Raw genomic sequence first — 25503 nt, 5'->3', positions numbered from 1 at the left:
ACGGGTGGGGTTGGCGGCTGGTCAGCGGCGTGGGGGTGTGCCGGTCCAGCGGGGGGCCTCGGGGAGGTCGATGCCGAGCTGGTCGAGGGTGCGGGCGGCGATGTGGGTGACGAGGTCGTCGAGGGTGGTGGGGCGGGTGTAGAAGGCGGGGGCGGGTGGGGCGATGACGACGCCCATGCGGGCCAGGGTGAGCATGTTGTCGAGGTGGATCGGGGACAGGGGCATCTCCCGGGTGACCAGGACGAGCTTGCGGCCCTCCTTGATGGTCACGTCGGCGGCGCGGGGGATGAGGCCGTCGCCGTGGCCGGTGCGGATGGCGGCGAGGGTCTTCATGCTGCACGGGACGACCACCATGCCGTCGGTGCGGAACGAGCCGCTGGCGATGGGGGCGGCGAGGTCGCCGTCGGGGTGGGTGTGGTCGGCCAGGGCGCTGAGGTCGGCGGGGGTCAGGTCGGTCTCGGTGGCGAGGGTGGCGCGCGCCCAGCGGCTCATCACCAGGTGCGTGACCGCCCCGGCCGACCGCAGGCCCTGCAGGACCCGGACGGCGAGGGGCATCCCGGTGGCGCCGGTGACGCCGACGACGACCCTCATGCCAGCGCCCGGCCCGCGAGGCCGCGCAGGGCGAACGGCACGGTGGCGTCGATGGCGCTGCGGCCCGGCCGGGAGCCGGTGGGGCGCCAGGCGGGGTTCTCCGCGGGCACCATCGGGACCGGGGCGTGGTCGGTGCTGGTGGCGCAGTCGGAACCGAGGTTCGACCTGGTGGCGACGGCCCACCAGACATCCTCGGCGCAGGTGGGGTCGACGTCGGTGTCGGTGAAGACCACGAGGCGGACGAAGGGGTGCGCGGCGAACAGCTGCGGGGCCAGCAGGGCCGGGGCGGCGTCGTCGGCGGGGCTGGTCTTGGCCAGCGAGACGACCAGCAGGACCATGCCGCCACCGGAGGCGGGGAAGTGCAGGTCGTGGACGGCGGCCCAGCCCGGCCCGGTCCCGCTGAGCGCCACCGAGAGCGCGCCGCCCAGGCCGAGCACCACCGACTGCTCGCGGCCGGGGCCGACGACGGCCTGGAAGCGGGCGCCGGGCCGCGCGCCCAGGCCGGTGACCCGCAGGACGGGCAGGTCGCGCCCGCCCTTGCCGTGGTAGCCGAGGAACTCCGGCATGGAGCCGCCGACCTCGGTGCCCAGCGCCTCGTCGGTCGTCTCGGCGCCCAGCACGCCCTCCAGCACGACCTCCGCGTCGGCCAGCACCGGGACGGGCTGGGTGGCACCCGGCGCGACGGCCACCGGGGCACCGGCCAGCGCGCCCGCGAGGTCCAGCTTCGCGGTGCCGGGCGGGAGGAAGCGGCCGTTGACCGCGGCGGCGATCATCACCGCGGGCGCCACGCCGATGTTCACCGAGACGGGCAGTTCGCGGCCTGCGGCGAGTGCTCTCGCGTGCAGGGCGCCGAGACCGCGGCCGGGGACGATCCACACCGCCAGCCGGTCCGGGCCCAGGATCAGCATGCGGTGCACCGAAAGCGCTGAGCCGTGGTCGTCGCGGGCGTGCAGGACGCCCATGGTGATGTAGCGGCCCGCGTCGCGCGGGGTGACGCGGGGAGCGGGCAGCGCGCAGACGTCCACCGGCAGTTGCCTTGCGGTGCGGGCGGTTTCGACCGGTGGGACGGCGCTGTCGAGCAACTGCGCGGCCGCGGCGGGGGTGCAGCGGCTCGGGTAGCCGGGCAACCACGCGCGGACCCGCCCGGCGTCGCCGTACAGGCCCAGCAGCACCTTGGCGAACCGGGCCGGGTACTCCACCACCGGTTCCGCGGCGGTGCGCGACGTCGCGGGCACACCCGCGTACCGCGCGGCGAAGTCGACGGCCGCGGGTCCGCTTCCCGTGCGCACCACGCCGCGGCGGCGCGCGTCGGCCACCGCGGCGCGCAGCGACAGGGCGGGCCGCTCGGTCACGGCCGCGCGCCGATGTCGGTGCGCAGCGACCCCGCCACCACGCGGTCGTCGGGGCCGAGCAGGTCGGGGTGGCCCTCGCGGAGGTCGGCCAGCACCCGCTCGTGGGGGACGTCGTCGAACTCGCCGTGCACCCGCAGGAACTCCATGTGCTTGCGGCCGTCGAGGTCGTAGGGGTGGTGGAGGCTGTCGGCGGTGCCGTCGAAGTCGAGCACGGCGATGCGGAAGAGCCTGCACAGGCTGCGGTTGAACACCGGGGTCGCCTTGACCCAGCGGTCGTCGAGGAAGACCGACGTGTAGCAGTGCTGCCGGAACACATCACCCCCCACCAGCTCGCGCAGCCGGGGGGAGGACAGGTGGTTGCGCACGTCGGCGAAGACCAGGCGGGCGGGGACGCCCAGCGAGCGCAGGCCCGCCGCGAACAGCACCGACTTGTGGATGCACATCCCGGACCCGACCCGCGCGACGGTGCTGGCGCGCAGCCCGGCGCGCGACAGGTCGGCGCCGTAGACCTCGTAGCGCACCCCGTCGCGCACCGCCAGGTACAGGTCCACCGCCTGCTCGCGCGGGGTGCCCCCGGCGCGGACCGAGCGGTGGACGAAGTCCCGCACCGGCGCGCTGTCGAAGTCGAGGAACCCGGTGGGCGCCAACGCCCCTGCCGCGGTCCCGGTCCCGGCCGTCATCGGTTCTCCTCCCCCGGCGGCCCGCGGGGTGCGGCGCCTGCACCGATCGTCGCGGGCCGCTCTCGCAGCCGCCTCGAGCCGCGCTGGACCGGGGTCGTCACCAATTGACCGTGTTACCGCACAACCGGTACCGTTTCATCGAACGCGCCTCGCCTTCACCCAGCGCGCCCCCTGTCCCGGAGGTACGCGGTGCCCCTGCTGCTGAGCGACCTCGACGTCGAGAACGTGACCGCAGACCCGGAGTTCGTCGAGACCGGCCTGCGCTTCATCCAGGACGCGCTGGGCCACCCGGCGCCCCGCCAGGGTGCGGCGGACTGGCCGGTGCGGCTGAACACCGGCGACTGCGGGGACCGGGTCGCGCTGTTCGCCGCCGACGACGGCGCGCTGCTGGGCGTGCTCGCCGCCGACCCGCTGGCGGCCTGGCGCACGGCCCTGCCGGGCGGCTTGGTCGCCCGCTACCTCGCCCCGGCGGGCGCGCGCGTGCTCGGCGTGCGCGGCGGCGGACCGGTGGCCGCCGCGCTGGTGCGCACCCTGACCCGGGCGCTGCCGTCGCTGTCGCGGGTCGTGGTGGACGGCGACGCCGCCTTCGCCGACCTGTGCCGCAGGCGCGCCCAGCTGCCGGTGGACCGCGGCCCGGCCGAGGAGGTCGAGTGGGCGGCGGACGTGCTGGCGGTGACCGGTGAGGTGGGCGCGGTCCGGACCCGGCCGGGGACCCTGGTGCTGGCCGAGCACCCGGTGGGTCCGCGCCCGGCGGTGGCCTGGCACGTGGCGCTGCGCGACGTGCTGGCCGCGCGCACCGCGCCCTCCCCGGACGGGGCGGCGGTGGTGCTCGGCGGCTCGGGGCAGGTCGACGGCTGGGAGGAAGCGGTGTGCGCGTGGGCCCTGCGCCGCGCGTGGGAGCTGGACCTGGGGCGGTCCTTCACCCTCGACTGAGGTGGTGCACGACTGAGGGGTGCACTGAGGCGTGCACGGCCGAGGGCCTGACCACGCGCCGGTGGTCAGGCCCTCGGTCCCGCGCGCCGCGCCCGCGCGGGGTCAGGCCGCGGGCCGGTCGGGGTCGACCGTCGCGGTGACGAAGCGGACGGGCACGGGGATGGTGAGCGGCCCGCCGTCGGTGCGCATGGCGTCGAGCGCGGTGGTGAGGGTGCGGCGCAGGGCCGCGTTCTCCGCCGGGGGCAGGTGCTGCCAGAGCAGGCGCATGCCCTGGGTGTGCGACCAGTCGACCCAGGCCGTGCCGGACTCGGCCACCATGTCGATGGCCTCGTCGACCACCTCGACGTCGGTGAAGCCCGCGCGGCGCATGGTCGCGACCAGGGCGGCGGGGTCGGCCAGCCAGCTGTTGAACCGGGCGCTGAGCGCCTCGGGCTGCCACTGCGGCGGCAGCGAGCCCAGCAGCGAGCGGGGGATCAGCTCGGTGAACACCGGCGGCAGGAACGGGAAGGTGTCGTCGGTGAAGACCGGGCTGGTGAAGCCGATGCGGCCGCCGTCGGCGAGCAGGGCGGCGTAGCGGGGCAGCGCGGCGGGGGCGTCCGGGAAGAAGATGACGCTGTAGCTGCCGGTCACCACGTCGAACGAGCGCGGCGGCAGGTCGGGGTGCTCGCCGTCGGCGACCCGGGTCGTGACGGTGGTGGCGCCGCGCTCGGCCGCGGCCCTGGCCGCCTGCTCCACCATGCCCTCGGCGATGTCGATGCCCAGCACGCTGCCCGCCGGGCCCACGGCCTCGGCCGCCGGGAACAGGCACGCGCCGAGGCCGCAGCCCACGTCGAGCACCCGGTCGCCGGGGCGCGGGCCGGTGCGCTCGACGAGCCTGGCCCCCATCGGGGTGAAGAAGCGCACCCCCAGCCGGTCGTAGGTGGCGGACGCGCCGTCGAAGGCGCGGGCCACGGTGGCCTTGTACTCCGCAGGGTCCACGGTGTCCACAGTGGTCACAGCGCTGCTCCCGTCCGGTGGTGGGGTGGGTCGCGACCACCCTGGCGCGGCGCCCTCGACCGGGTCTGGAAGGCCGGTGGAGGCCGCGTGCACCGGAACTCCACCGCGCCCCGAGCGGCGGGCGACAGCCTGGTCGCACCGAACCGGCCAGCACACGAAGGGCGGAGCGCAACCCCATGGAGCAGCCGAACCGCGTCACGCCGGACGACCCGCGCTACCCGGGCCTGGCCGGGCGCGGGGACAACACCCGCTTCCTGCCCGCCCCCGAGGAGTTCGTGCTCGCCACGAGCACCGCCGACGTGGTGGCCGCCGTGCAGGCGGCGGTGGACCGCGGCGCCGGGGTGACCGCGCGCAGCGGCGGGCACTGCTACGAGGGCTTCGTCTCCGACCCCCGGCAGCAGGTGGTCGTCGACCTGTCCCCGCTCGACGGGGTCGAGTGGGACGCCGAGCGGGGCGCGGTGGTCGCGGGCCCCGGGGTGCGGCTGCTCGACCTGCACACCGAGCTGCACCGCAGGTGGGGCACGGTGCTGCCCGCCGGGGCGAGCGCGACGGTGGCGCTGGGCGGGCACCTGGCGGGCGGCGGCTACGGTCCGCTGTCGCGGGCGCTGGGCACCGCCGTCGACCACGTGCACGCGGTCGAGGTGGTCACGGTCGACGCCGAGGGCCGGGCGCGCGCGGTGGTGGCCACCAGGGACCCGGCCGACGCGGCGCACGAGCTGTGGTGGGCGCTGACCGGTATCGGCGGCGGGAACCTGGGCATCGTCACCCGGTACTGGCTGCGCTCCCCCGGCGCGGACGGCACCGCCCCCGAGTCGGCGCTGCCCCCCGCGCCCGGCAACGTCCTGATCACCAGCCGGATCTTCCCCCGCGAGGGCCTGTCCCGGGAGGCGTTCCGGGCGCTGGTCGGCGCGCACGGCCGCTGGCACGAGCGCAACAGCGGACCCGGCTCGCCGCACTCCGGCCTGTTCAGCGGGCTGGTGCTGCTGGCGGCGCAACCCGACGACGACAGCGTGCCCGCCGCCATCCTGTTCCTGACGGGCACCGGCGACGCCGACCAGCTCGCCGGCGCGCTGGCCGCGATGACCGAGGGGGTCGACGCGCCCTCCTTCGACACCCCCGTCACCACCGGGAGCTGGCCGGAGGCGGCGCGCGCGCTGTCCGAGGCCCAGGACGGCGAGCCCGGCAGGCACAAGGTCAAGTCGGCGCACCTGCGGGCCGGCTACACCGACGAGCAGGCCGACGTCCTGTTCGACCGGCTCGGCGACAGCGACCACCCGTGCCGCGGCGCGTCGGTGTCCCTCCAGTCCAGCGGGTGCGCGGTGAACGCGGTCGCCCCCGGCGCCACCGCCGTCGCCCAGCGCGACTCCGTGCTGCGCGCGCTGTTCCTGGCCACGTGGGACGACGCCGCCGACGACGAGGCGGGCCTGTCCTACCTGCGCAGGCTCTACCGGGACGTGCACGCGGGCACCGGCGGCGTGCCCGCGCCCGGACCGCGCACCGACGGCTGCCACATCAACTTCCCCGACACCGACCTGGCCGACCCCGGGTGGAACACCTCGGGGGTGCCGTGGCAGCACCTGTACTACGCCGACAACCTCGCCCGCCTGCAAGCGGCGGCGAAGGCGTGGGACCCGCTGGGCGTGTTCGGCCACGCCCTGTCGGTCCGCTGACCAGCCCGGTACCGGGCGAGCCCACCAGCAACCACCCCAGGAGGTCCCATGTCCACCACCGAAACCGCGGCGCCGGTCGACGACGCGGCGCACCCGAAGCGCATCGCGCTGCGCCAGGCGGTCAACGCCCTGGTGCCGCTGGGCGCCGCGGGCGCGCAGTTCCGCGTGTCCGTCGACGACGGCACCTTCGTCACCACCTCGGGCCTGCGCGAGTTCGGGTCGACCGACCCGGTGCCCGCCGACGGCCGGTTCCGCATCGCCTGCATCACCAAGGTGTTCGTCTCCGTGGTGCTGCTCCAGCTCAAGGCGGAGGGCAAGCTCGACCTCGACGCCACCGTGTCCTCGATCCTGCCGGACCTGCTGCCCGAGCACGGCGACCGGGTCACCGTGCGCAACCTGATGCAGCACACCAGCGGGCTGTTCAACCACGCCGACTCGTTCCAGCGGCCCGGTGAGCGGTTCCAGCGCGACCGCTACAACCACTACGACGCCGCGGACCTGGTGGCGGTGGCCGCCGCCCGACCGCTGAACTTCGAGCCGGGCACCACCTTCGAGTACTCCAACACCAACTACATCGCCCTCGGCCTGCTCATCAAGGCGATCACCGGGCGCAGCTACGCCGAGGAGATCCGCGAGCGCGTCATCGAGCCGCTGGGCCTGACCGGCACCTCGCTGCCCGGTGACGACCCGACGATCCAGGGCCCGCACGCGCGCGGCTACATGCAGATCGGCGGCGAGTCGGTCGACGTCACCGAGATGAACCCGTCGGAGGCGTGCTCGGCGGGCGAGATGCTCTCGACCACCGCCGACCTCGACGCGTTCCTGGTGGCGCTGATGGGCGGGCGGCTGCTGGGCCCGGCCGAGTTCGCCGAGATGAAGACCACGGTGCCGCCGGAGTGGGTGCCGCTGCCGATGTCCAACGGCTACGGCCTGGGCTTCATGCCGCTGGAGACCGCCTGCGGGCTGAGCCTGTGGGGCCACGGCGGCGGCATCCCCGGCTACGCCACCTTCATCGGGGCCACCCTGGACGGGCGCCGCAGGCTGATCGCCTCCATCACCCTCGACATCGACCCGGACGACTTCAGCGGCACCTTCGAGGACGGCGTCGTCGCCGCGCTCAACGCCGCCGCCGAGTGCCTGCTCTGACCGGGCGACCCGGCACGACCGCGCACCCCGCGCCCGCAGCACACCAGACCCCCGCCGCGCACCGGAACATCGGCCCGGTGCGCGGCGGGCCCCACCGGGAGGCCACGACCGTGCACCAGCTCTACTCCACCTCCGCCACGGCGACCGGGGACGGCCGCGAGGGCGCCGTCCGCACCGCCGACGGGCTGCTGGACGTGCCGCTGGCCGCGCCCACCGGCCTGGGCGGGGCGGGCGGCGACGCGACCAACCCCGAGCAGCTGTTCGCCGCCGGGTACTCCGCCTGCTTCCACTCCGCCCTGCTCTGGACCGCCCGCTCCCAGGGGGTGCGCCCGGTGGGCTCGTCGGTCACCGCGCAGGTGGCGCTGCTGGAGTCCGAGGCGGGCATGCGCCTGTCGGTGGCGCTGACGGCGCACCTGCCCGGGGTGCCCGAGGACGTGGCCGACGCCCTGGTGGCGCAGGCGCACCAGGTGTGCCCGTACTCGGCGGCCACCCGCGGCGAGGTCGAGGTGGCCGTGCGGCGCGGCTGACCACCGGTACGACGCGGGCACCGCACCCGACGGCGACGAGCCGGGGTGCGGTGCCCGCGCGCGGTGCCGGGGCGGGTCAGCCGGACGCGGTCCGCGCGCCCGCCTCCTGCTCGACCATGACCGCGATGCCGTCGAGCAGGCGTTGCAGGCCGAAGCGCAGCGCGTGCTCGGGGTCGTAGGCGGTGCCGTGCGCCTCCCCCGCCGCGGTGCCGATCCGGTCGGCGTTGGGGGTCTCGGCGGTGCCCGCGAAGGTGGCCAGCCACGGGGCGTGCGCCTGCCACCACTGCTGGTCGGTCATGCCCGTCTCGCGTTCGAGGGCCGCGGACTCGGCCACGGCGCGCGCGCAGCCGCGGACGTGGCCGAGCACCAGGGTGAGCACCGAGTCGGTGTCGACGTCGCCGAGGCCGCTGTCGAGCAGCGCGCCGAGCTCGCGCTCGTACTTGGCCATCAGGTTCGGGCCGAGCACCGGCCTGCTGGACTCCACCGAGGCCAGCCACGGGTGGGCCAGGTAGAGCCGCCAGTTGTCCATCGCGACGCGCTCCAGCCGGTCCCGCCAGTCGCCGTCGGCGGGGATGGTGGTGGGCAGCTCGCCGTAGACGGTGTCGACCATCAGGTCGAGCAGCTCGGACTTGCCGGGGACGTAGGTGTAGAGCGACATGGTGCCCACGCCGAGCGCCTCGCCCACCCGGCGCATGGCCAGCTTGGCGATGCCCTCGGCGTCGGCGACGGCGATCGCCGTGGCCGCGATCTTCGCGACGGTCAGCTCGGTGCGGCCCTCGCGGGCGACCGGCTCCCGGGTGCGCCACAGCAGCGCCAGGCTCCTGGCGGGGTCGGGCGTGCCTCTGTCCTTGGCCATAGTGGGCACCACCCTACCATCGTACTAGATACGATACATTGTCCGCCCGACCGCGGGTCCTCCCGGTCGGGAGCAGCCGACGGCGAACAGGCGGTTCCATGCAGCAGAAGTCGATCAAGATCGTCCGGGCGCGGGAGAACAACCTCAAGGCGGTGTCGCTGGAGGTGCCGCGCGGGCGCATCACGGTGTTCACCGGGGTGTCCGGCTCCGGCAAGTCCTCGCTGGTGTTCGACACCATCGCCGCGGAGTCCCAGCGCCAGCTCAACGAGACGTTCTCCGCGTTCGTGCGCACCGTGCTGCCCAAGTACGGCGAGCCGACGGTCGACTCCATCGAGAACCTCTCCACCGCGGTCGTGATCGACCAGAAGCGCCTCGGCGGCGGGTCCCGCTCGACGCTGGGCACCATCTCCGACATCGCCCCGCTGCTGCGCCTGCTGTTCGCCCGCTTCGGCAGCCCCCAGGTCGGCGGCCCGGGCGCGTTCTCCTTCAACGACCCCGCGGGCATGTGCGAGCGCTGCGACGGCATCGGCCGCACCGCCGAGCTCGACCTCGACCGGTTCCTGGACCCGTCGCTGTCGCTCAACGGCGGCGCGATCCTGTTCCCGCCGTTCGCCACCGGCACCTGGTACTGGAAGCTCTACGAGAGCTCCGGGCTGTTCGACATGGACAAGCCGCTGGCCGACTACACCGACGCCGAGATGGCCCAGCTGCTCACCGGCACCGGGGAGAAGGTGTCCTGGACCGGCCCCGGCGGCAGCGGCAGCTCCGAGTACGAGGGCCTGGTGGACCGGTTCACCCGCCTGTTCATCAAGAAGGACGTCAACACCATGGCGGAGAAGAACCGCGAGATGGTGCTGCGGTTCGTCACCCACCGCGTGTGCTCGCGGTGCGGGGGCAGCAGGCTCAACGAGCGCGCGCTGTCAGTCGAGGTGGCCGGGCGCACCATCGCGGAGATGTCGGCGATGGAGCTCGGCGACCTGCTGGAGGTCGTCCGCTCGCTCGACCTGCCCGGCGCGGCGCCGGTGCTGTCCGGGCTGGCCACCCGGATCGGGCACCTGGTGACGATCGGCCTGGGCTACCTGAGCCTGGACCGGGAGACCAACACCCTCAGCGGCGGCGAGTCGCAGCGGGTGAAGACGGTGCGGCACCTGAGCAGCAGCCTCATCGAGGTCATGTACGTGCTCGACGAACCCAGCGTCGGCCTGCACGCCAAGGACGTGCGCAAGCTCAACGAGCTGCTGCGCGAGCTGCGCGACAAGGGCAACACGGTGCTGGTGGTCGAGCACGACCCGGACGTGATCGCGGTGGCCGACCACGTCGTCGACATGGGCCCGCACGCGGGCACCCGCGGCGGCGAGGTCGTCTACCAGGGCTCGCTGGAGGGGCTGCGCGCCGCCGACACCCTCACCGGCCGCTTCCTGTCCCGCGAGGAGAAGGGCAAGGCGGAGTACCGGGTCGCCACCGGGGCGCTGACCGTCGTCGACGCCGCGGTGAACAACCTGCGCAAGGTCACCGTCGACATCCCCACCGGCGTGCTCACCGCCGTCACCGGCGTGGCCGGGTCGGGCAAGAGCTCGCTGGTCTTCGGCGCGTTCCGCGAGCAGCACCCCGGCGCCATCGTCATCGACCAGGCCGCGGTGGGCACCAGCAGCCGCTCCACGCCCGCCACCTACGTCGGCATCATGGACGACGTCCGCAAGCTGTTCGCCAAGACCACCAAGGCGCCCGCGTCGCTGTTCAGCTTCAACTCCAAGGGCGCCTGCCCCACCTGCCAGGGCCTCGGGTTCACCCAGACCGACCTGGCCTTCCTCGACCCGATCCGCACCACCTGCGAGGACTGCGGCGGCAAGCGCTTCAACCGGGACGTGCTGGCGCACACCGTGCGCGGCAAGTCGATCAGCGACGTGCTGGAGCTGACCGCCGCCGAGGCCGTGGAGTTCTTCGACGGCGCGCGCTTCGCCGGGGTGCTGGACGCGATGGTGGAGGTCGGCCTGGACTACATCAGCCTGGGCCAGCCGCTGAGCACCCTGTCCGGCGGCGAGTGCCAGCGGCTCAAGCTGGCCTGCGAGCTGAACAAGAAGGGCAGCGTCTACATCATGGACGAGCCCACCAGCGGGCTGCACCTGTCTGACATCGACCGGCTGGTGGGCATCATGGACCGGCTGGTCGCCCAGCAGAACACGGTCGTGGTCATCGAGCACAACCTCGACGTGGTCAAGAACGCCGACTGGGTCATCGAGCTCGGCCCCGGCGCCGGGCGCGACGGCGGCACCGTCGTGTTCACCGGCACGCCCCGGGAGCTGGCCGCGCGCGCCGACACCGCCACCGGCCCCTTCCTCGCGGACCTGGTCTGAGCGGGACCGCACCGCCCGGTGGGCGCCGGGTCCCGGACCCGGCGCCCACCGCGGTCAGGCGGTGAAGTCCGCGACGTGGTCGCGCGCCCACTCCTCCAGCGTCCTCCCCGGCTTGCCGGTGATCTCCGCCACGGTGGGCAGCACCGGCGGGGGCGAGTCGATCGAGGCGGCCAGGTAGCCCAGCACCATGTCGACCACCGGCGGCGGCATGGCGGCCAGCATCTCCGCCCTGGCGGCCTCGGGGGTGATCTCCTCGAACCCGATCGGCCTGCCCAGCGCGCGCGAGAGGGCCTCGACCTGCTCGCGCTGGTCCAGCGACTCGGGTCCGGTCAGCACGGGCGCGCGGCCCACCAGGTCGTCGCCGAGCATGGCCGCGACCGCCACCGCCGCCACGTCGGCCTCGTGCAGCAGCGTCTTGCGGGCCGCGGCGTAGGGGGCGCGCACCAGGTCGCGGGTGCGGATCGAGTGGCCCCACTTCCACACCAGGTTCGTGGCGAACTCGTCCGGCCGCACGAAGGTCCACTCCGGGACCGCGTCGCGCACCGCCCGCTCCACCGCGCGGTGGTGCTCACCGCTGTGGGAGTCGGGGTCCTCCACCGAGCTCGACGAGAGCACCACGACGCGGCGCACGCCCGCCTCGCCCGCCCTGGCCACGACCTCGGCGGCGGTCTCGGGCACCGGGAACAGGTAGAGGCAGCGCACCCCGACCAGGGCCTCGGTGAGGGTGCCCGGCTCGGCCAGGTCGCCGTGCGCGGCCCGCACCCCCTCGGGCAGCACCAGCTTGTCGGGCATCCGGCTGCTCGCCCGTACCTCGACCCCCGCCCGCGCCAGGCCGGCCACCACGTGCCTGCCGACGTGCCCGCTCGCGCCGGTCACCAGGAACACCATCGCGCCACCCCTCTCCCGGCCACCCCGGCGGCGGCCCCGGGGACGAGCATCCCCACCGCCCCTCAAGGCGTCCTCAAGGGAGGGTGGGGATGCTCGGTGGGCGGGCAGACCGGCGAGCGACGGGAGTGGTGGAGTGACTGCACAGCTGGCGGAGGAGCGGGTGGCCGACGAGCGGGTGGCGGCCGAGAACAAGCGGCGCTGCCTGGCCATGGTGGCGGCGTGGAACCGGTGGGAGCTGGGCGGGATCATCGAGCACTGGGCGCCCGGGGTGGTGCACTACTCCGAGGACCAGCCGGTCGACACCGACGAGATGATCGGCCGGATGGAGGAGGGCCTGGCCGCCTTCCCCGACCTGCACCTGGACGTGCGCAGCATCATGGCCGAGGGCGACCGGGTCACCCTGCGGATCACCGTGACCGGCACGCACGCGGGCGGGTTCGCGGGCCTGGCGCCCACCGGCAAGCGGGTGAGCTGGCACATCGTCGAGGAGCTGCGCTTCGTCGACGGCCGGGTCGTCGAGCACTGGGACGTGATGAACCACCTGCCCATGCTCAGCGCCATCGGCGCCGTGACGGCGGTGGCCTGAGGTGGCCGCGCAGCCGACCGGGGACCTGGCGGGCAGCGTCGGCACGAGCAGGCGGGTGGTGCTGGGCGCCTTCGACGGCGACCCCGCCTCGCTGTCGCTGGGGCACGGGCCCCGGCCCACCGCCGGGCGCGGCCGGGTCGTGGTGCGGGTGGAGGCCGCGGGGATCTCCTACGCGGAGGTGCAGCTGCTGCGCGGCCTGCACCCGTTCCCGCCCCGGCTGCCCGCGGTGCCCGGCTACGACCTGGTGGGCCGCGTCGTGGAGGTCGGCGCCGGGGTGCGCGGCTGGGCGCCGGGCGACCGGGTGGCCGCCATGCCCCGCTCCGGCTCGTGGCAGGAGTTCGTGGAGGTGCCCGCGGCGATCCTGGCCGCGGTGCCGGAGGACGTCGACGCCGCGCGCGCGGTCGCCCTGGTGTGCAACGGCGTCACCGCCTACCAGATGGCCCACCGCTCGGCGCGCCTGCGGCCCGGGCAGACGGCGTTCGTGCAGGGTGCGACCGGCGGCGTCGGCTCCGTGCTGACCCGGCTGCTCGTCCACCACGGGGTCCGGGTGATCGGCTCCGCGCACCCCGCCCGGCACGAGGTGGTCCGCGCGCTGGGCGCCGAGCCGGTGGACTACCGCTCCGGCGTGGCCGACGCGGTGCGCGCCCTGGCACCGGGCGGCGTCGACGCGGTGTTCGACCACATCGGTGGCGAGAGCGTCAGCACCGGCTGGCGGCTGCTCGCCCCCGGCGGCACCCTGGTGTCCTTCGACTCCTCGGTGGACGGCTTCCGCTCGGGCCAGTGGTTCCGCCCGCACCTGCCGGTGCTGCGCAAGGTGCTGGGCTGGGGCGTGGCCAAGGCGCTGGGGCTGACCCGGGGGCGCACGGCCAAGACCTACTACGTGCGGCCCGGCGAGCGCTTCCGCGCCGACATCGCCGCCCTGTTCGAGCTGGTGGCGGCCGGGGTGCTGGACCCGGCCGTGCACGCGCGCTACCCGCTGGAGCGGGTGGGCGAGGCGGTGCGCACGCTGATGGCGGGCGGCGTCGTCGGCAAGCTCGTGCTGGAACCGTGACCGGCCGGGCCGGGTGGGCGCCGCCCACCCGGCCCGCCGCGTTCCCCGAACACCCGAAGCGGACCAGGGAGGAGGCGCCGTGGACCCCGTCGGGTTCGGCGTCATCGGTTGCTCGTCCATCGCCCGCCGCCGGTTCATCCCGGCGCTGCGGCGCTCACCCCACCGCCTCGTCGCCGTCGCCAGCCGCTCGGCCGAGCGGGCCGCGGCGTTCGGGGCCGAGTTCGGCGCCGATGCGGTGACCGGCTACGAGGCCCTGCTGCGGCGCGACGACGTGGAGGCGGTGTACGTGTCGGTGCCGACCGGGCTGCACCGGCGGTGGGCGGAGGCCGCGCTGCGGGCGGGCAAGCACGTGCTGGTGGAGAAGCCGCTGGCCACCTCGCCCGAGGACGCCGAGGCGGTGTTCGCCGCGGCGGGCGGGCTGGTGGTGGCCGAGAACCGGATGTTCGCCGAGCACCCGCAGCACGCCGAGGTGGCCGCGCTGGTGGCGGGCGGCGCGATCGGGGAGCTGCGGGTGGTGACCGCGGGCATGGCGGTGCCGCCGCTGCCGCCCTCGGACGTGCGCCACCGCGCCGACCTCGGCGGCGGCGCGCTGCTCGACGTCGGCTACTACCCGCTGCACGCGGCGCTGCTGTTCGACGACTTCTCCGCCGTGGCCGCGGTCAGCCGCGCGGGGTCCGGTGTGGACACCGAGGGCACCGCGCTGCTGCTGGCGCCCTCGGGCGCCACCGCCCAGGTGGTGTACGGCTTCCGGCACGGCTACCGCTCGTTCTACGAGCTGTGGGGTTCGCGCGGGCGGATCGTCCTGGAGCGCGCGTTCACCCCGCCCGAGGACTTCGCCCCGGTGCTGCGGCTGGAGCGCCAGGAGGGCGTGGAGCTGCGCACGCTGCCCGCCGCCGACCAGTTCCGGTTGGCGCTGGAGCGGTTCGCCCGCTTCGTGCGCGGCACCGCCGACCCCGCCCCGCACCGCGAGCGCACGCTGCGCGGGTTGGCGCTGCTGGCCCGGGTGCGGGAGCTGGGCGGCCAAGCCCGGCTGGACTACTCGGCGGGTGCCAGTTCGGCGAGCGTGGCGGTGAGGGTGGCCCCCGGCGGGCCCGCGGGGGTCCACGCGGAGCCGTCGCGGGTGTAGGGGTGCCAGCGGCCGGTCGTCGACAGGCGCAGCTGCCAGCCGCGGTCCTCGACGGTCCAGCGGTTGCGCCACACCTTGACCTCCGGGTCGCCGTCGAGGCCCGCGGCCGACCACGCCTCCGCGAGGTCGGCCCTGGCCCTGGCGACCGCGTCGCGGTCCGGGGTCCAGGAGTCCTCCAGCGTGGCCAGCCCCTCGGCGCCCGCGTGCGACCAGGCCAGCACGCCGCGGGTGAAGTCGGCCGGGCGGGGGCCCGCCGCGGCGGCCCTGGCGCGCAGGTCCTCGTCCCCGCGCGCGGCGAGGCGGATGGCGTCGGACCACGGGTCGTCGGTCGGCACGGGCGTGCCCGCGAGCAGCGCGGCGGCCCGCTCGGCGGTGTCGGCGGCGAGCACGGCCAGCGCCGCGGTGTCGACCGGGGGCTCGGCCAGGTCGGTGTCGGCCAGCAGCGGCGCCAGGTCGAGCACGCGGTGCACGTGCGCGGGCGGCTCCGGCGGTGCCACGACCTCCGCCGCCCACGCCTGCGCCGCCGGGACGCCCACCACCGCGTCGTCGGCCTCCGCCGGGCCGCGGCCGGTGTTGCGGCGCAGCAGTTCCTCGGTCAGCTCGGCCTCCGACCGCCCGCGCAGCAGCAGCAGGACGAACGGGTCGCGGTCGAGCAGCCAGGACACCTGGTAGGCCAGCGCGGCGGCGTGCTTGCACGGGCTGTCCCAGCCGGGGCAGTCGCACTCGGGGTCGAGTTCGCCGAAGCCGGGCAGCAGGCGGGTGCCCGCGTCCGCGGCGGCGGCGACGAGGTCCTGGGGCATCTCCCGGTCGAGCAGGGCGGCGATGTGGCCCGCGCGCGCGGCGACCTTGTCCAGGAACCGGTCCCACTCGGCGTCGGACAGCTCCGCGAAGCGCACCTCGGTGGCGTGCGGGTGCAGGTGGTCGCCGTCGTGCACCGGGGCGCTGACCCGCCCCGGCGCCACCGTGATCGGGCCGACCTGGCCCGCGAAGGCGTAGCGGCGGCCGCTCTTGAGCTGGTCGAGGTCGAGCGCGGTGTCCTGCATCGCCTCGATCCAGGCGTTGCCCCACCACGTGTCCGCGAACTTGCGGCCGTAGCGCTTGTTCGGCGGGAAGGCGGGGAAGGACACCGCGCGGCTGCCGGGGTCGGCCCCGTCGTCGGTGTCCTCCTCGTCCTCCTCGTCGGCGAACAGCGCCTCCAGGCCCTCGAAGTCGCTGTCGTAGTCGTCCTCGTCCTCGTCGTAGTACCCCATGCTCACGCCCTCCTGAGTTCGACGAGGCGGCGCAGCTCGGCGTTCGACAGCTCGCTCAGCGCGGCCTCCCCGCCGCCGAGCACGGCCGAGGCCAGCTCCTGCTTGGACTCCAGCAGCGCCGCGATGCGCTCCTCCAACGTCCCGGCGGCGATGAGCCGGTGCACCTGGACCGGGCGGGTCTGCCCGATCCGGTACGCCCGGTCGGTCGCCTGGTCCTCCACCGCCGGGTTCCACCACCGGTCGTAGTGCACGACGTGGTCGGCGCGGGTGAGGTTGAGGCCGGTGCCCGCGGCCTTGAGCGAGAGCAGGAAGACCGGGACCTTGCCCTCCTGGAACTCCGCCACCATCTCCTCCCGGCGCGGCACCGGTGTGCCGCCGTGCAGGAACCGGGTCGGCACACCCCGGTCGCCCAGGTGCCGTTCGAGCAGCCGCGCCATCTGCACGTACTGGGTGAACACCAGCGCCGCGCCACCCTCCGCGGCGATGGTGTCGACCAGTTCGTCGAGCGCTTGCAGCTTCTCCGACCGGGCCGCGGTGGCGTCGGGTTCCTTGAGGTAGTGCGCCGGGTGGTTGCAGACCTGCTTGAGGCCGACGAGCAGCTTGAGCACCAGCCCGCGGCGGGCGATGCCGTCGGCGCCCGCCTCGATCTCGCCCAGCACGTCCGCGACCACCCGTTCGTAGAGCGCGGTCTGCTCGGGGGTCAGCGACACCAGGTGGTCGGTCTCGGTCTTGGGCGGCAGCTCCGGGGCGATGCCGGGGTCGCTCTTGCGGCGGCGCAGCAGCAGCGGGCGCACCAGCCTGCCCAGCCGGGCCGCGGCGTGGCCGTCGCGCTCCAGCTCCACCGGGCGCACCCAGCGGTCGCGGAACTGCCCGACGCGGCCCAGCAGCCCGGGGGTCGTCCAGTCCAGGATGGACCACAGCTCGGTGAGGTTGTTCTCCACCGGGGTACCGGTGAGCGCCACCTTCGCCCCGGCCGGGATCGACCGCAGCGCCTTGGCCGTGCCGCTGAGCCGGTTCTTGACGTGCTGGGCCTCGTCGGCCACCACCAGGCCCCAGTCGTGGGCGGCGAGCGCGGCGGCGTCGACCCGCATGGTGCCGTAGGTGGTGAGCACGAAGCCGCGGTCGGCACCGGCCAGCGAGCGCGCCCCGCCGTGGAAGCGGCGCACCGGCGTGCCGGGGGCGAACTTGCCCACCTCCCGCTCCCAGTTGCCCAGCAGCGACGCCGGGCAGACCACCAGGGTCGGGCGGTCGTCCGCGCGGCGCAGGTGCAGCGCGATGAGCATGACGGTCTTGCCCAGGCCCATGTCGTCGGCCAGGCACCCGCCGAAGCCGAGCGAGGTCATCCGGTCCAGCCAGCGCAGGCCGCGCAGCTGGTAGTCGCGCAGCACGGCCCGCAGGGCCGCGGGCTGGTGCAGGTCCTCCGGGCCGCCGTCGGGTTCGCCGATGCGCTCGACCAGCGCGCCGAGCCAGCCGTCGGCCACGGCCTCCACCCGGTCGTCGTCGACGGTGGTGCTGCCGACCAGCGCCGCGCCCAGCGCGTCGAAGGCGGGCAGCGGGGGCAGGGCGCGCTCGCGGGCGCGGCGCGCCAGTTCCGGCTCCACCAGGACCCACCGGTCGCGCAGCCCGACCACCGGCCTGCCCTTGGCGACGGTGTCCATCTCGGCGTCGGTCAGCGGCTCGCCCGCCAGGGTCAGCTGCCAGGACAGCGGCAGCGGCGGCGAGGTGCGCAGGTGCTCCGCCGGGTCCTCGGGCTGCGGGCCGGTGGTGCGCACCAGCACGCGGGAGCCGAGGTCGCGGGAGAGCCCCGGCGGCCACTCCAGCTCCACGCCCGCGGCGGCCAACCGGTCCTCCGCGCCGCCGAGCAGGTCGGAGACGTCCTCGTCGAGCAGGTCGATCGCCACCGGTTCGGCGTCGGAGAGCAGGCTCTCCAGCGGCGACCACACCCGCGCGGCGCGGCGCACGGCCAGCACGGCCTCGAACGTGGCGCGCTCGCCGAACCCGTGGTCGTCCCCGGCCCACAACCGCTCGGCGTCGACCACCCGCGTCGGGTCGGCCAAGTCGCGCAGCCGCACCACGGCGTGGAACCGGCCGCGCTCGAAGTCCCCGCCGGGGACCTCCAGCCGCAGCGCCACCCGCAGCCCGGTGTCGACACCGGCCGCCACCTGCCGCGACCACTCGCGCAGGTCCTCCGCGGCCACGCCGCCGCCGTCGCCCGCGCCGCCCCCGCAGGGCGCGGCGTAGCGGTCCTCGCCGGTGATGCGCGTGGCGCCCGCCGTGCGCGGCAAGGAGTCCGCGACCGCGTCGTAGAAGGCGCGCAGCAGCGCCTCGGGCTCGGGCAGCAGCGGCTCCTCGCCGTCGGCGTCGAGCGGGACCGCGTGCGCGGCGGCGGGCATCGCCGCCGCCAGCGCGCGCAGCCGCTCGATGTCGACGACGTCGAACGGGCCCATCCGCCACGCCGCGTCCCCGGCCGCCGACACCCCGGGCAGCAGCCTGCCCCGGGCCGCCAGGTGCAGCGCGGTGCCCGCGGCGGCGGCGTAGAACGCGGCGGCCGGGTGCGCCCGGTCGACCCCGCGCGCGGCCAGCAGCACCGGCAGGGCGTCGACCAGCGGCAGCCGCCGGGCCCGCACCGGGAGGACGGCCACACCGCCCTCGCTCGGCAGCGCGGCGCGCACCTCGGCGGGCTCGCCGAGGTCGGGTCCGGGATCGTGGTCGACGTCCCAGAACAGCACGGTGCCCGCGCACGCAGGCTCCGTCGGACTGGCTGGCTCGAACACGACAGCGCACTGGCCCGGACCCAAAGATGCCTCCCCACCGGCGACCTACCGAATACAATGTACCGTATTTGATACGCCGTGTCAGTAGGGGCCCTGGAACCCCGCCGCGACGTCGGCCAGGGCGGGCACCGCCGCCCGGTGCCCGACCAGGTCCAGGCAGGCCGCGACCAGGGCGTCGGCCCCCGGGTGCCAGGCCTGCTCCAGCGGCCAGGACACCGGCGCGGGGCTGTCCGGCGGGGTCACCCTGCGCACCGGGGCCCGCAGCGCCTCCGGCACGTTCTCGGCCACCACCGCCGCCACCTCCGCGGCGAACCCGTAGCGCGACCAGCTCGTGTCGGCCACCACCAGCCGCCCGGTCCTGGCCACCGACTCGCAGATGACGCGGTCGTCGAGCGGGCGCAGGCTGCGCACGTCGACGACCTCCACCTCCACCCCGCAGGCGGCCAGCTGCTCGGCCGCGCGCTCGGCCTCCAGCACCATCAGCGACGCGGCGACGATGGTGACGTCGGTGCCCGGCCGGGCGATGCGCCCCACCCCGAACGGCACGGCGACCGCCTCCGCGGGCACCTCCCCGGTGCGCGGGTAGAGGTTGCGGTTCTCGATCAGCACCGTCGGGGTGCCCCCGCGCAGCGCCTGCACGAGCATCCCCTTGGCGTCGGCGGGTGAGGCGGGGGCGGCCACGTGCAGGCCCGCGTAGTGGGCGAAGGTGGCGTGCGGGCTCTGCGAGTGCGTCGCGCCCTGCCCCCACCCCCGGCCCACGACCCCGCGGGTGACCACCGGGACCGCGCCCTGGTCGCCGTACATGTAGCGCCACTTGGCCGCCAGGTTCACCAGCGCGTCCAGCGCCAGGAACATGAAGTCGGCCCTGGTGTGCACGACCAGCGGCCGCAGCCCGGCCGAGGCGGCGCCGATGGCCACCCCGGCGCAGGCGTTCTCCGAGTTGGGCACGTCGACGACCCGGCCGGGGCCGTAGCGCAGGAACGCCTCCCGCGTGGTGCCGAAGGTGCCCTTGTGGTCGTCCACGCCCTCGCCGAGGACCAGGACGGCGGGGTCGTCGGCCATGCACTGCACGGTCGCCTCGCTGATGGCCTGGGCGTAGGTCAGCTCGCGCACGCGCGCTCCCTTCGGGTCGGTGTCCTCTGTGCCGTTGCCATTGCCACTGCCACTGCCGTTGCTGCCGCCGTTGCCGCTGCTGTTGCCGCGTGCGCCGCGCTGCCGGGCGCCGGGGTGCTCACGCGGTGGGCCCGTAGGCGCCGCGGGTCAGCTCCGCGGGGTCGGGCCAGGGGGCGGCCTTGGCCGACCGGACCGCGTCGTGCGCCTCGGCGGTGTGCTCGGCCGTCCAGGTGGTGACCAGGGCGTCGATGTCGGGGTGGGTCGGGCGCAGGGCGTCGGCGGCGCGGCGGATCGGGCAGCGCGCCACCCAGGAGTCGATCTCCTCGGCCGTGCGGTAGCCGTGGTCGTGGTCCCAACCGGGGCCGACGTGCTCGCGCCAGCGGTAGGTGTGCAGCTCCAGCAGCACCGGCCCGCCGCCCGCCCGCGCCGACTCCACCGCCTCGACCGCGGCCTCGCGCACGGCGAACACGTCGTTGCCGTCGACCTCGCGCGCCCGCACGCCGTGCGCGGCGGCGCGGGCGGCGATGCCGAAGCCCGCCGGTTGGCGCGTGGCCAGCGGCGAGGAGATCGAGTAGGTGTTGTTCTCGCAGGCGAACACCACCGGCAGCGCGTGCACCGCCGCGAAGTTCAGCGTCTCGGCGAACACCCCCTCCTCGGTGGCGCCGTCGCCGAAGAACGTCACCGCCACCTGCCCGCTGCCGGTGAGCGCGAAGGCCCACGCCGCGCCCGCGGCCACCGGGATCATCTCGCCCAGGATCGCCGCCGACCCGGCGAAGCCGACGGAGTGGTCGACCAGGTGGATGGACCCGCCGCGGCCCTTGGCGCAGCCGGTCTCGCGGCCGTGCAGCTCGTCGACCATGCCGCGCAGGTCGCCGCCCTTGGCCAGGTAGGGCGCGTGCGAGCGGTGCCCGGTGTAGACCAGGTCGGTGGGGCGCAGCGCGGCGCAGACCCCCACCGAGGGCGCCTCCTGCCCGATGGAGAAGTGCGTAGGGGTGCGCATCTGCTGCTCGTCGCGGTAGTAGTCGGCCAGCACCTCCTCCACCGCGCGGATGCGGACCATGTCGTGCACCAGGGTGGTGTCCGGGTTGCCGGTCACGGGCTGACCTCCGGGGTCGGGGCGGCGGGGGCGCAGATGAGGCTGTGCAGGCAGGCGACCAGGCTGCGGGCCTGCACGTTGAGGTAGTGGCTGTGGCGCAGCAGGCCCGCGAGCTGGTCGAGGGTGAGCCAGCGGAAGTCCGGGTGCTCCAGCTCGCGCTCGGGCGGGACTTCGACGACCAGGTAGCGGTTGCGGGTGTGGTAGAACCGCCCGCCCTCCTCGGAGTGCACCGCGTCGAACCGGACGTCCTCGGGCGCGGCGGCGAGCACCAGGTCCAGGAACGGCGGGCGGGCCGCCGGGGTGAGCACGCTGTAGTTCTCCGGCTTGCACTGCACCGTGGGCGCCAGCTCCACGACGTCGACGAAGCCGGGTTCGACGCGGCCGTGCATGAGCGCGTGCAGCACCCCGCCGATGCGCCGCACCACCAGCGCCACCACCCCGGGACCCGGCGCCTCGATCATCGGCTGGGTCCAGGAGTCGACCTCGCGGCCGCGGGCGCGCACCCGCACGCCCATCACGTCGAAGAACCGGCCGCTGTCGTGCCGGATGCGCCCGTCCACCCGCCGCCAGCCGTCCACCTCCGCCAGCGGGATGCGCCGGGTCTGCACGTCGGTGGCGCTGCGCGCGCGGGTGATCCAGCTCAGCACCTCCTCGTCGGGGTGGCGGCTGCCCTCGTCGGCCACGCACGAGCGCAGCAGGGCGTCGCGGAACCAGTCGCCGCCCGAGCCGACCGCGCGGCGCACCCCCCGGCCGGTGAACGGCAGGCAGGACAGCACCGTGCGGGTGTCCATGTTCACCAGGTCGTCGGCGGCGAGCAGCTGGTGGACCTGGCCCAGGGTGAACCAGCGGAACCCGTCGAGCACCGGCACCTCGCCGCGCGCCTCGACGACCATGTTGCGGTTGCGCTTCTGGTGGAACCACGCGCCCTGCTCGGACTGGCGCACGTCGGCCAGCACCGCGCCCGCCGCGGGGTCGGTGAAGTGCTCCAGGTAGGGCACGCCCCGGCCGCGGTGCGCGCCGGTGTAGTTGCTGCGGGTGGCCTGGACGGTGGGGGAGAGCTGGAGCCCGTTGCAGTTGCCCGGCTCGACCTTGGCCTGCATGAGCAGGTGCGGCACGCCGTCGAACTCCTTGACCAGGATGCCCAGCACCCCGGTCTCGGGCTGGTTGATGATCGGCTGGCGCCAGCGCGGCACCGGTCCGCCGGGCACGTGCACGTCCAGGCCCTCGACGACGAAGAAGCGGCCGCTGTCGTGGACGATGTTGCCGCTGGCCGGGTCGGTCGACCACCCGGTCAGCTCGTCGAGCGGGATCTGCTCGACCTCGGTGTAGGAGCGCGACCGCAGCTCGTCGAACCAGGCGAGCAGGTCCGCGGCGGCCCCGTCGCGGGCCAGCGCGGAGGCGGCCAGGCGCGCGGTGGCGGCCTCGGCGGCGGTGGTGGGGGCGGGCAGCAGCATCAGGCCGCCACCTCCCGGTGCCGCTCGGCCAGCCCGACCAGGCTGGGCACCACCGCCGCCGGGGCGGGCAGCTCGGCGGCCTCGGCGCGCAGCGCGCGGGCCCGCTCCCGGATGCCCGGGTCCTCCAGCAGCCGCAGCACCGCCGAGCGCACGGCGGCCACGTCGGCCCGGTCGTCGGGCAGGTACAGCCCGGCGCCGAGCTCCTGGGTGCGCGCGGCCTTGGTCCGGGTGTCCCAGCCGTAGCCGATGATCAGCTGCGGCACGCCGTGCGCCTCGGCGGTGGCCCGGGTGCCGACCCCGCCGTGGTGCACCACCGCGGCGCAGGAGGGCAGCAGGTCGTGCAGCGGGACGAAGTCGACCAGCCGGGCGTTGGCGGGCACCGGGCCCAGCCCCTCGCGGTGCTCGGCGCGCAACGTGGCGACCACCTCGACGTCCAGGTCGGCCAGCCCGCCCAGGATCTCGGCCAGCCCGGCGCGGGAGCGGTCGAGCTGGTCGGACACCCCCAGGGTCAGGCACACCCGGGGCCTGGCCACCGGCTCGGCCAGCCAGCCGGGCAGCACCGCGGGCCCGTTGTAGGGGGTGTAGCGCAGGTCCAGCGTCGGCCGGTCGAGGTCGAGCCGGGTGCTCGGCGGGGTGACGTCGATGGTGGCGTGGCCGGTGCGCACGGTCTCGTCGTACTCGCGGCCGTAGCGGGCCAGCACCGCCGAGAGCCAGTCCGCGGTGGGGTCCTCGCGGTGCTCGGGCGCCAGCGCGGCGTCGAGCTCCAGGAACGCGCGCCGGGCCCGCAGGGTGATGTCCGGGCCGTAGACGAACCGGGCGTGCGCCACCCCCGTCGCCGCGGCGGCGACCGCGCCCGCGAGCGTGAACTGCTCCCAGATCACCAGGTCGGGGCGCCAGGAGCGGGTGAAGGCCACCAGGTCGTCGACCGCGCTGTCGGAGCCGATGGCGGCGAAGAGCGAGGCGACCAGCACGTGCTCCAGGCCCAGCAGCGACTCGTGGGTCCAGGCCGCGGGGTCCTCCCCCGCCCAGTCGAAGTCCTGCACGTGCTCGGAGCCGCCCGCGGCCAGCAGCTCGCCGAGCAGCGCCGGGTCGTGCGGGTCCGCGGCGTACCAGTGCTCGGTGCCGATCGGCACCGCGGTGAGCCCGGACCCGGTGATCGCCTCGGCCAGCTCGGGCTGGCCCGCCACCCGGACCTCGTGCCCCGCGGCGCGCAGCGCCCAGGCCAGCGGGACCATCGGCTGCCAGTGCGTCGGGTGCGGCATGCAGACGAACAGCACTCTCATCGGCCGGCCCTTCCTCTCCTCGGGAGTGGGGTGTGTTCGGTGCTCGGGTCAGCGGGCGACCGGCAGCCGCACCAGCGGCCGGGTGACCGGCGCCCGGCTCGCGCGCACCGCGGGACCCGTGGGGCGCAGGGACTCGGGCAGCGCGGTGAGCACCGCCTCGGCGTGCGCGTGGGCGAAGGCCAGCGGCGCGGCGAGCGGGCCACCGGGCAGCAGCGGGGCACCGGCCCCCTCCGGGTCGCGGTTGGCCGCGCACAGGGCGATCACGACGGACTCCCCCGGCGCCACCTGCTCCCCGGCCAGGGCCACGTCGGTGGTCGCCGTGGTGAGCACGAGCTGCACCACCGGTTCCCCGGCGTGCACCGCCGCCAGCAGCGCAGCCTCGTCCGAGCCGTCCCCGGCCAGCCGCAGGGCGAGCGCGTCGGCGGCCAGCGCCGCCCCCAGCCGGGCCGCGGCCGCGGCGACCGGCGCGACCCCGGAGGTGGCCAGCGCCCGGGCGACCGCGGGGCGGGGTGGTGCGAGCGCTGCGTCGAGCACCGGGGCCGCCGCCGCCCACTCCGGGTCCGCCGGGTCGCCGCCGAGCGCGGCCACGGCCGAGCGCCACGCCAGGTCCGCGGCGTCGAACTCGGCCGGGGCACCGGAGAGCACCGCGTCCCGGGCAGCAACATCCACCGTGGACAGAGCACCCGCGAGCGGCGGCTGGGCCAAGCCGGGGTGGTCGAGGGCCGTCGCTGCCGCGGCGCGCGCGGCCACCACCCAGTGCCCGGTGCGGCTGCGCCACACCGGACCGGGGGCGCGCAGCGCCGCGGCGGCGGCGGCCGGGTCGTGCTGGTGCCCGCGCAGCACCGCGGCGAGCGCGTCGCCCTGCGCCGCGAGCAACCAGTGCAGGCCGCGGGTCAGCTGCGTGGTCCGGTCGAGCGCGGGTCCGTGGTCGAGGTCGTGCATCCGGGCACCCTTCGTCGCGGCGGTCTGGGTCCAGCGTCGCGGGCCGCGCTCGAACGGCACCCGGAGCGCGGTGGAGCGCGGGCCCCAGCGATCCCCGAGCAGGCGGGGGGATGCTGCCGGGGGCAGGCCGCACCCGGCGGCCGCGGCGAAGGGGAACCGCTATGACCGTTGACGTGCAGGGCCGGTCCGTCCCGCTGGCCGGGGTGTGGGCCGCCGACCTCACCACGCACACCGACCCGCGCGGCGGCTTCGTCGAGTGGTTCCGGGCCAGCAGGCTCAGCGGCGGCACGGGGGTGGAGTTCACCGTGGCGCAGGCGAACGCGTCGATCTCCAAGCGCGGGGTCATCCGCGGCGTGCACTACTTCGCCGACGGCGCCGGGCAGGCCAAGTACGTCACCTGCGCGCACGGCGAGGTCGTCGACGTCGCCGTCGACCTGCGCGTCGGCTCGCCCACCTTCGGCCGGTGGACGGCGAACCGGCTCTCCCAGGCCGAACCGCGCTCGGTGTACCTGCCGCGCGGCATCGGGCACGCCTTCGTCGCGCTCACCGAGCGGGCGGTCATGCAGTACCTGTGCGACCGCGAGTACGTGCCGGGCCTGGAGCTGACCATCCACCCGCTCGACCCCGAGCTGGCCCTGCCCTGGCCCGCGGACCTGCCGCGCATCGTGTCCGACCGGGACAGCTCGGCGCCGACGCTGCGCGAGGCCGCGGAGCTGGGGCTGCTGCCGCGCTACGAGGGCTGAGCACCGACGGCGGGGCGGGCACCGGGGTCCCCGGTGCCCGCCCCGCCGTCGTCGGCCCGTCAGGGGCGGGCGGCGCGGGGGGACCCTCGGGG

The 25503-nt window shown here is 75.7% G+C and carries 22 protein-coding genes; 9 read left to right on the top strand and 13 right to left on the bottom strand.

The annotated features are described in order from the left end of the window. Nucleotides 1–21: 21 nt before the first annotated feature. Genes BJP25_RS00580 through BJP25_RS00570 form a run of 3 tightly spaced genes read right to left on the bottom strand, consistent with a single transcriptional unit; the run spans nucleotide 22 to nucleotide 2623 of the window. Nucleotides 22–591, bottom strand: coding sequence for a UbiX family flavin prenyltransferase (locus tag BJP25_RS00580; RefSeq protein WP_075972757.1), 570 nt, complete (start codon nucleotides 589–591; stop codon nucleotides 22–24). Beyond that, nucleotides 588–1943 (bottom strand): UbiD family decarboxylase, encoded by a 1356-nt coding sequence (locus BJP25_RS00575; protein WP_075972756.1) that lies wholly within the window; start codon nucleotides 1941–1943, stop codon nucleotides 588–590. Before BJP25_RS00575 ends, BJP25_RS00580 begins: the two co-directional genes overlap by 4 nt. Continuing rightward, on the bottom strand, nucleotides 1940–2623 hold the full coding sequence (locus BJP25_RS00570; protein WP_075972755.1) for a transglutaminase-like domain-containing protein: 684 nt from the start codon (nucleotides 2621–2623) through the stop codon (nucleotides 1940–1942). The genes BJP25_RS00575 and BJP25_RS00570 overlap by 4 nt, the downstream gene beginning before the upstream one ends. Nucleotides 2624–2812: 189 nt before the next feature. On the opposite strand from BJP25_RS00570, the gene BJP25_RS00565 reads away from it, so the two are divergent. Next, nucleotides 2813–3556 carry a hypothetical protein gene (locus tag BJP25_RS00565; protein WP_075972754.1) on the top strand — a complete coding sequence of 248 codons (744 nt, stop codon included), beginning with the start codon at nucleotides 2813–2815 and terminating at the stop codon, nucleotides 3554–3556. Between the two features lie 102 nt (nucleotides 3557–3658). Here the strand turns inward: BJP25_RS00565 and BJP25_RS00560 are convergent, their stop codons facing one another. Further along, on the bottom strand, nucleotides 3659–4552 hold the full coding sequence (locus tag BJP25_RS00560; protein ID WP_198943295.1) for a class I SAM-dependent methyltransferase: 894 nt from the start codon (nucleotides 4550–4552) through the stop codon (nucleotides 3659–3661). Between the two features lie 176 nt (nucleotides 4553–4728). On the opposite strand from BJP25_RS00560, the gene BJP25_RS00555 reads away from it, so the two are divergent. From BJP25_RS00555 to BJP25_RS00545, 3 genes are all read left to right on the top strand, one after another. Beyond that, nucleotides 4729–6222 (top strand): FAD-binding oxidoreductase, encoded by a 1494-nt coding sequence (locus BJP25_RS00555; RefSeq protein ID WP_075972753.1) that lies wholly within the window; start codon nucleotides 4729–4731, stop codon nucleotides 6220–6222. 48 nt (nucleotides 6223–6270) lie between these two features. After that, the gene (locus tag BJP25_RS00550; protein WP_084793571.1) at nucleotides 6271–7368 is read left to right on the top strand and encodes a serine hydrolase domain-containing protein; all 1098 of its coding nucleotides are present in this window, start codon (nucleotides 6271–6273) and stop codon (nucleotides 7366–7368) included. Nucleotides 7369–7478: 110 nt separating this feature from the next. Further along, on the top strand, nucleotides 7479–7895 hold the full coding sequence (locus BJP25_RS00545; protein ID WP_075972929.1) for an organic hydroperoxide resistance protein: 417 nt from the start codon (nucleotides 7479–7481) through the stop codon (nucleotides 7893–7895). 76 nt (nucleotides 7896–7971) lie between these two features. On the opposite strand, the gene BJP25_RS00540 is transcribed toward BJP25_RS00545, so the two are convergent. Then, nucleotides 7972–8751 carry a TetR/AcrR family transcriptional regulator C-terminal domain-containing protein gene (locus BJP25_RS00540; RefSeq protein ID WP_075972752.1) on the bottom strand — a complete coding sequence of 260 codons (780 nt, stop codon included), beginning with the start codon at nucleotides 8749–8751 and terminating at the stop codon, nucleotides 7972–7974. 98 nt (nucleotides 8752–8849) lie between these two features. Between BJP25_RS00540 and BJP25_RS00535 the strand changes: the two genes are divergently transcribed. Next, the gene (locus BJP25_RS00535) at nucleotides 8850–11105 is read left to right on the top strand and encodes an ATP-binding cassette domain-containing protein (RefSeq protein WP_075972751.1); all 2256 of its coding nucleotides are present in this window, start codon (nucleotides 8850–8852) and stop codon (nucleotides 11103–11105) included. 54 nt (nucleotides 11106–11159) lie between these two features. Here BJP25_RS00535 and BJP25_RS00530 read toward each other — a convergent pair whose 3' ends face one another. After that, nucleotides 11160–11993 (bottom strand): NAD(P)H-binding protein, encoded by an 834-nt coding sequence (locus BJP25_RS00530; RefSeq protein WP_075972750.1) that lies wholly within the window; start codon nucleotides 11991–11993, stop codon nucleotides 11160–11162. 133 nt (nucleotides 11994–12126) lie between these two features. Between BJP25_RS00530 and BJP25_RS00525 the strand changes: the two genes are divergently transcribed. From BJP25_RS00525 to BJP25_RS00515, 3 genes are all read left to right on the top strand, one after another. Beyond that, entirely contained in the window at nucleotides 12127–12579 is a 453-nt protein-coding gene (locus tag BJP25_RS00525; RefSeq protein WP_198943294.1) for an ester cyclase, read from the top strand. A gap of 1 nt (nucleotide 12580) precedes the next feature. Further along, the gene (locus BJP25_RS00520) at nucleotides 12581–13630 is read left to right on the top strand and encodes a zinc-binding dehydrogenase (protein ID WP_143218805.1); all 1050 of its coding nucleotides are present in this window, start codon (nucleotides 12581–12583) and stop codon (nucleotides 13628–13630) included. 79 nt (nucleotides 13631–13709) lie between these two features. Further along, nucleotides 13710–14756: a Gfo/Idh/MocA family protein gene (locus BJP25_RS00515; RefSeq protein WP_075972749.1), complete on the top strand. Its 1047-nt coding sequence runs from the start codon at nucleotides 13710–13712 to the stop codon at nucleotides 14754–14756. On the opposite strand, the gene BJP25_RS00510 is transcribed toward BJP25_RS00515, so the two are convergent. From BJP25_RS00510 to BJP25_RS00480, 7 genes are all read right to left on the bottom strand, one after another. After that, nucleotides 14666–16006, bottom strand: coding sequence for an SWIM zinc finger family protein (locus tag BJP25_RS00510; protein WP_233157862.1), 1341 nt, complete (start codon nucleotides 16004–16006; stop codon nucleotides 14666–14668). The two genes, BJP25_RS00515 and BJP25_RS00510, sit on opposite strands and share 91 nt — an antisense overlap. Nucleotides 16007–16008: 2 nt before the next feature. Next, entirely contained in the window at nucleotides 16009–18780 is a 2772-nt protein-coding gene (locus BJP25_RS00505; RefSeq protein WP_233157850.1) for a DEAD/DEAH box helicase, read from the bottom strand. Nucleotides 18781–18861: 81 nt separating this feature from the next. Then, on the bottom strand, nucleotides 18862–19893 hold the full coding sequence (locus BJP25_RS00500) for an alpha-ketoacid dehydrogenase subunit beta (protein WP_075972747.1): 1032 nt from the start codon (nucleotides 19891–19893) through the stop codon (nucleotides 18862–18864). 118 nt (nucleotides 19894–20011) lie between these two features. Then, entirely contained in the window at nucleotides 20012–20989 is a 978-nt protein-coding gene (locus BJP25_RS00495) for a thiamine pyrophosphate-dependent dehydrogenase E1 component subunit alpha (protein ID WP_198943293.1), read from the bottom strand. Continuing rightward, nucleotides 20986–22443 carry an NDP-hexose 2,3-dehydratase family protein gene (locus tag BJP25_RS00490; RefSeq protein WP_075972746.1) on the bottom strand — a complete coding sequence of 486 codons (1458 nt, stop codon included), beginning with the start codon at nucleotides 22441–22443 and terminating at the stop codon, nucleotides 20986–20988. Before BJP25_RS00490 ends, BJP25_RS00495 begins: the two co-directional genes overlap by 4 nt. Next, nucleotides 22443–23726, bottom strand: coding sequence for an activator-dependent family glycosyltransferase (locus BJP25_RS00485; protein ID WP_075972745.1), 1284 nt, complete (start codon nucleotides 23724–23726; stop codon nucleotides 22443–22445). Before BJP25_RS00485 ends, BJP25_RS00490 begins: the two co-directional genes overlap by 1 nt. Before the next feature lie 48 nt (nucleotides 23727–23774). Further along, complete coding sequence (locus BJP25_RS00480) at nucleotides 23775–24668, bottom strand: cytochrome P450 family protein (protein WP_143218804.1); 894 nt, start codon at nucleotides 24666–24668, stop codon at nucleotides 23775–23777. Nucleotides 24669–24829: 161 nt separating this feature from the next. Here BJP25_RS00480 and BJP25_RS00475 point away from each other — a divergent pair, with 161 nt between their 5' ends. Then, a complete protein-coding gene (locus BJP25_RS00475) occupies nucleotides 24830–25411 on the top strand; it encodes a dTDP-4-dehydrorhamnose 3,5-epimerase family protein (protein WP_075972743.1) in 582 nt (193 codons plus the stop codon). Nucleotides 25412–25503 lie beyond the last annotated feature (92 nt).

The organism is Actinokineospora bangkokensis, assembly GCF_001940455.1.
In the GTDB taxonomy this organism is placed as follows: domain Bacteria; phylum Actinomycetota; class Actinomycetes; order Mycobacteriales; family Pseudonocardiaceae; genus Actinokineospora; species Actinokineospora bangkokensis.
This window is presented reverse-complemented; position numbering and strand designations above follow the sequence as displayed.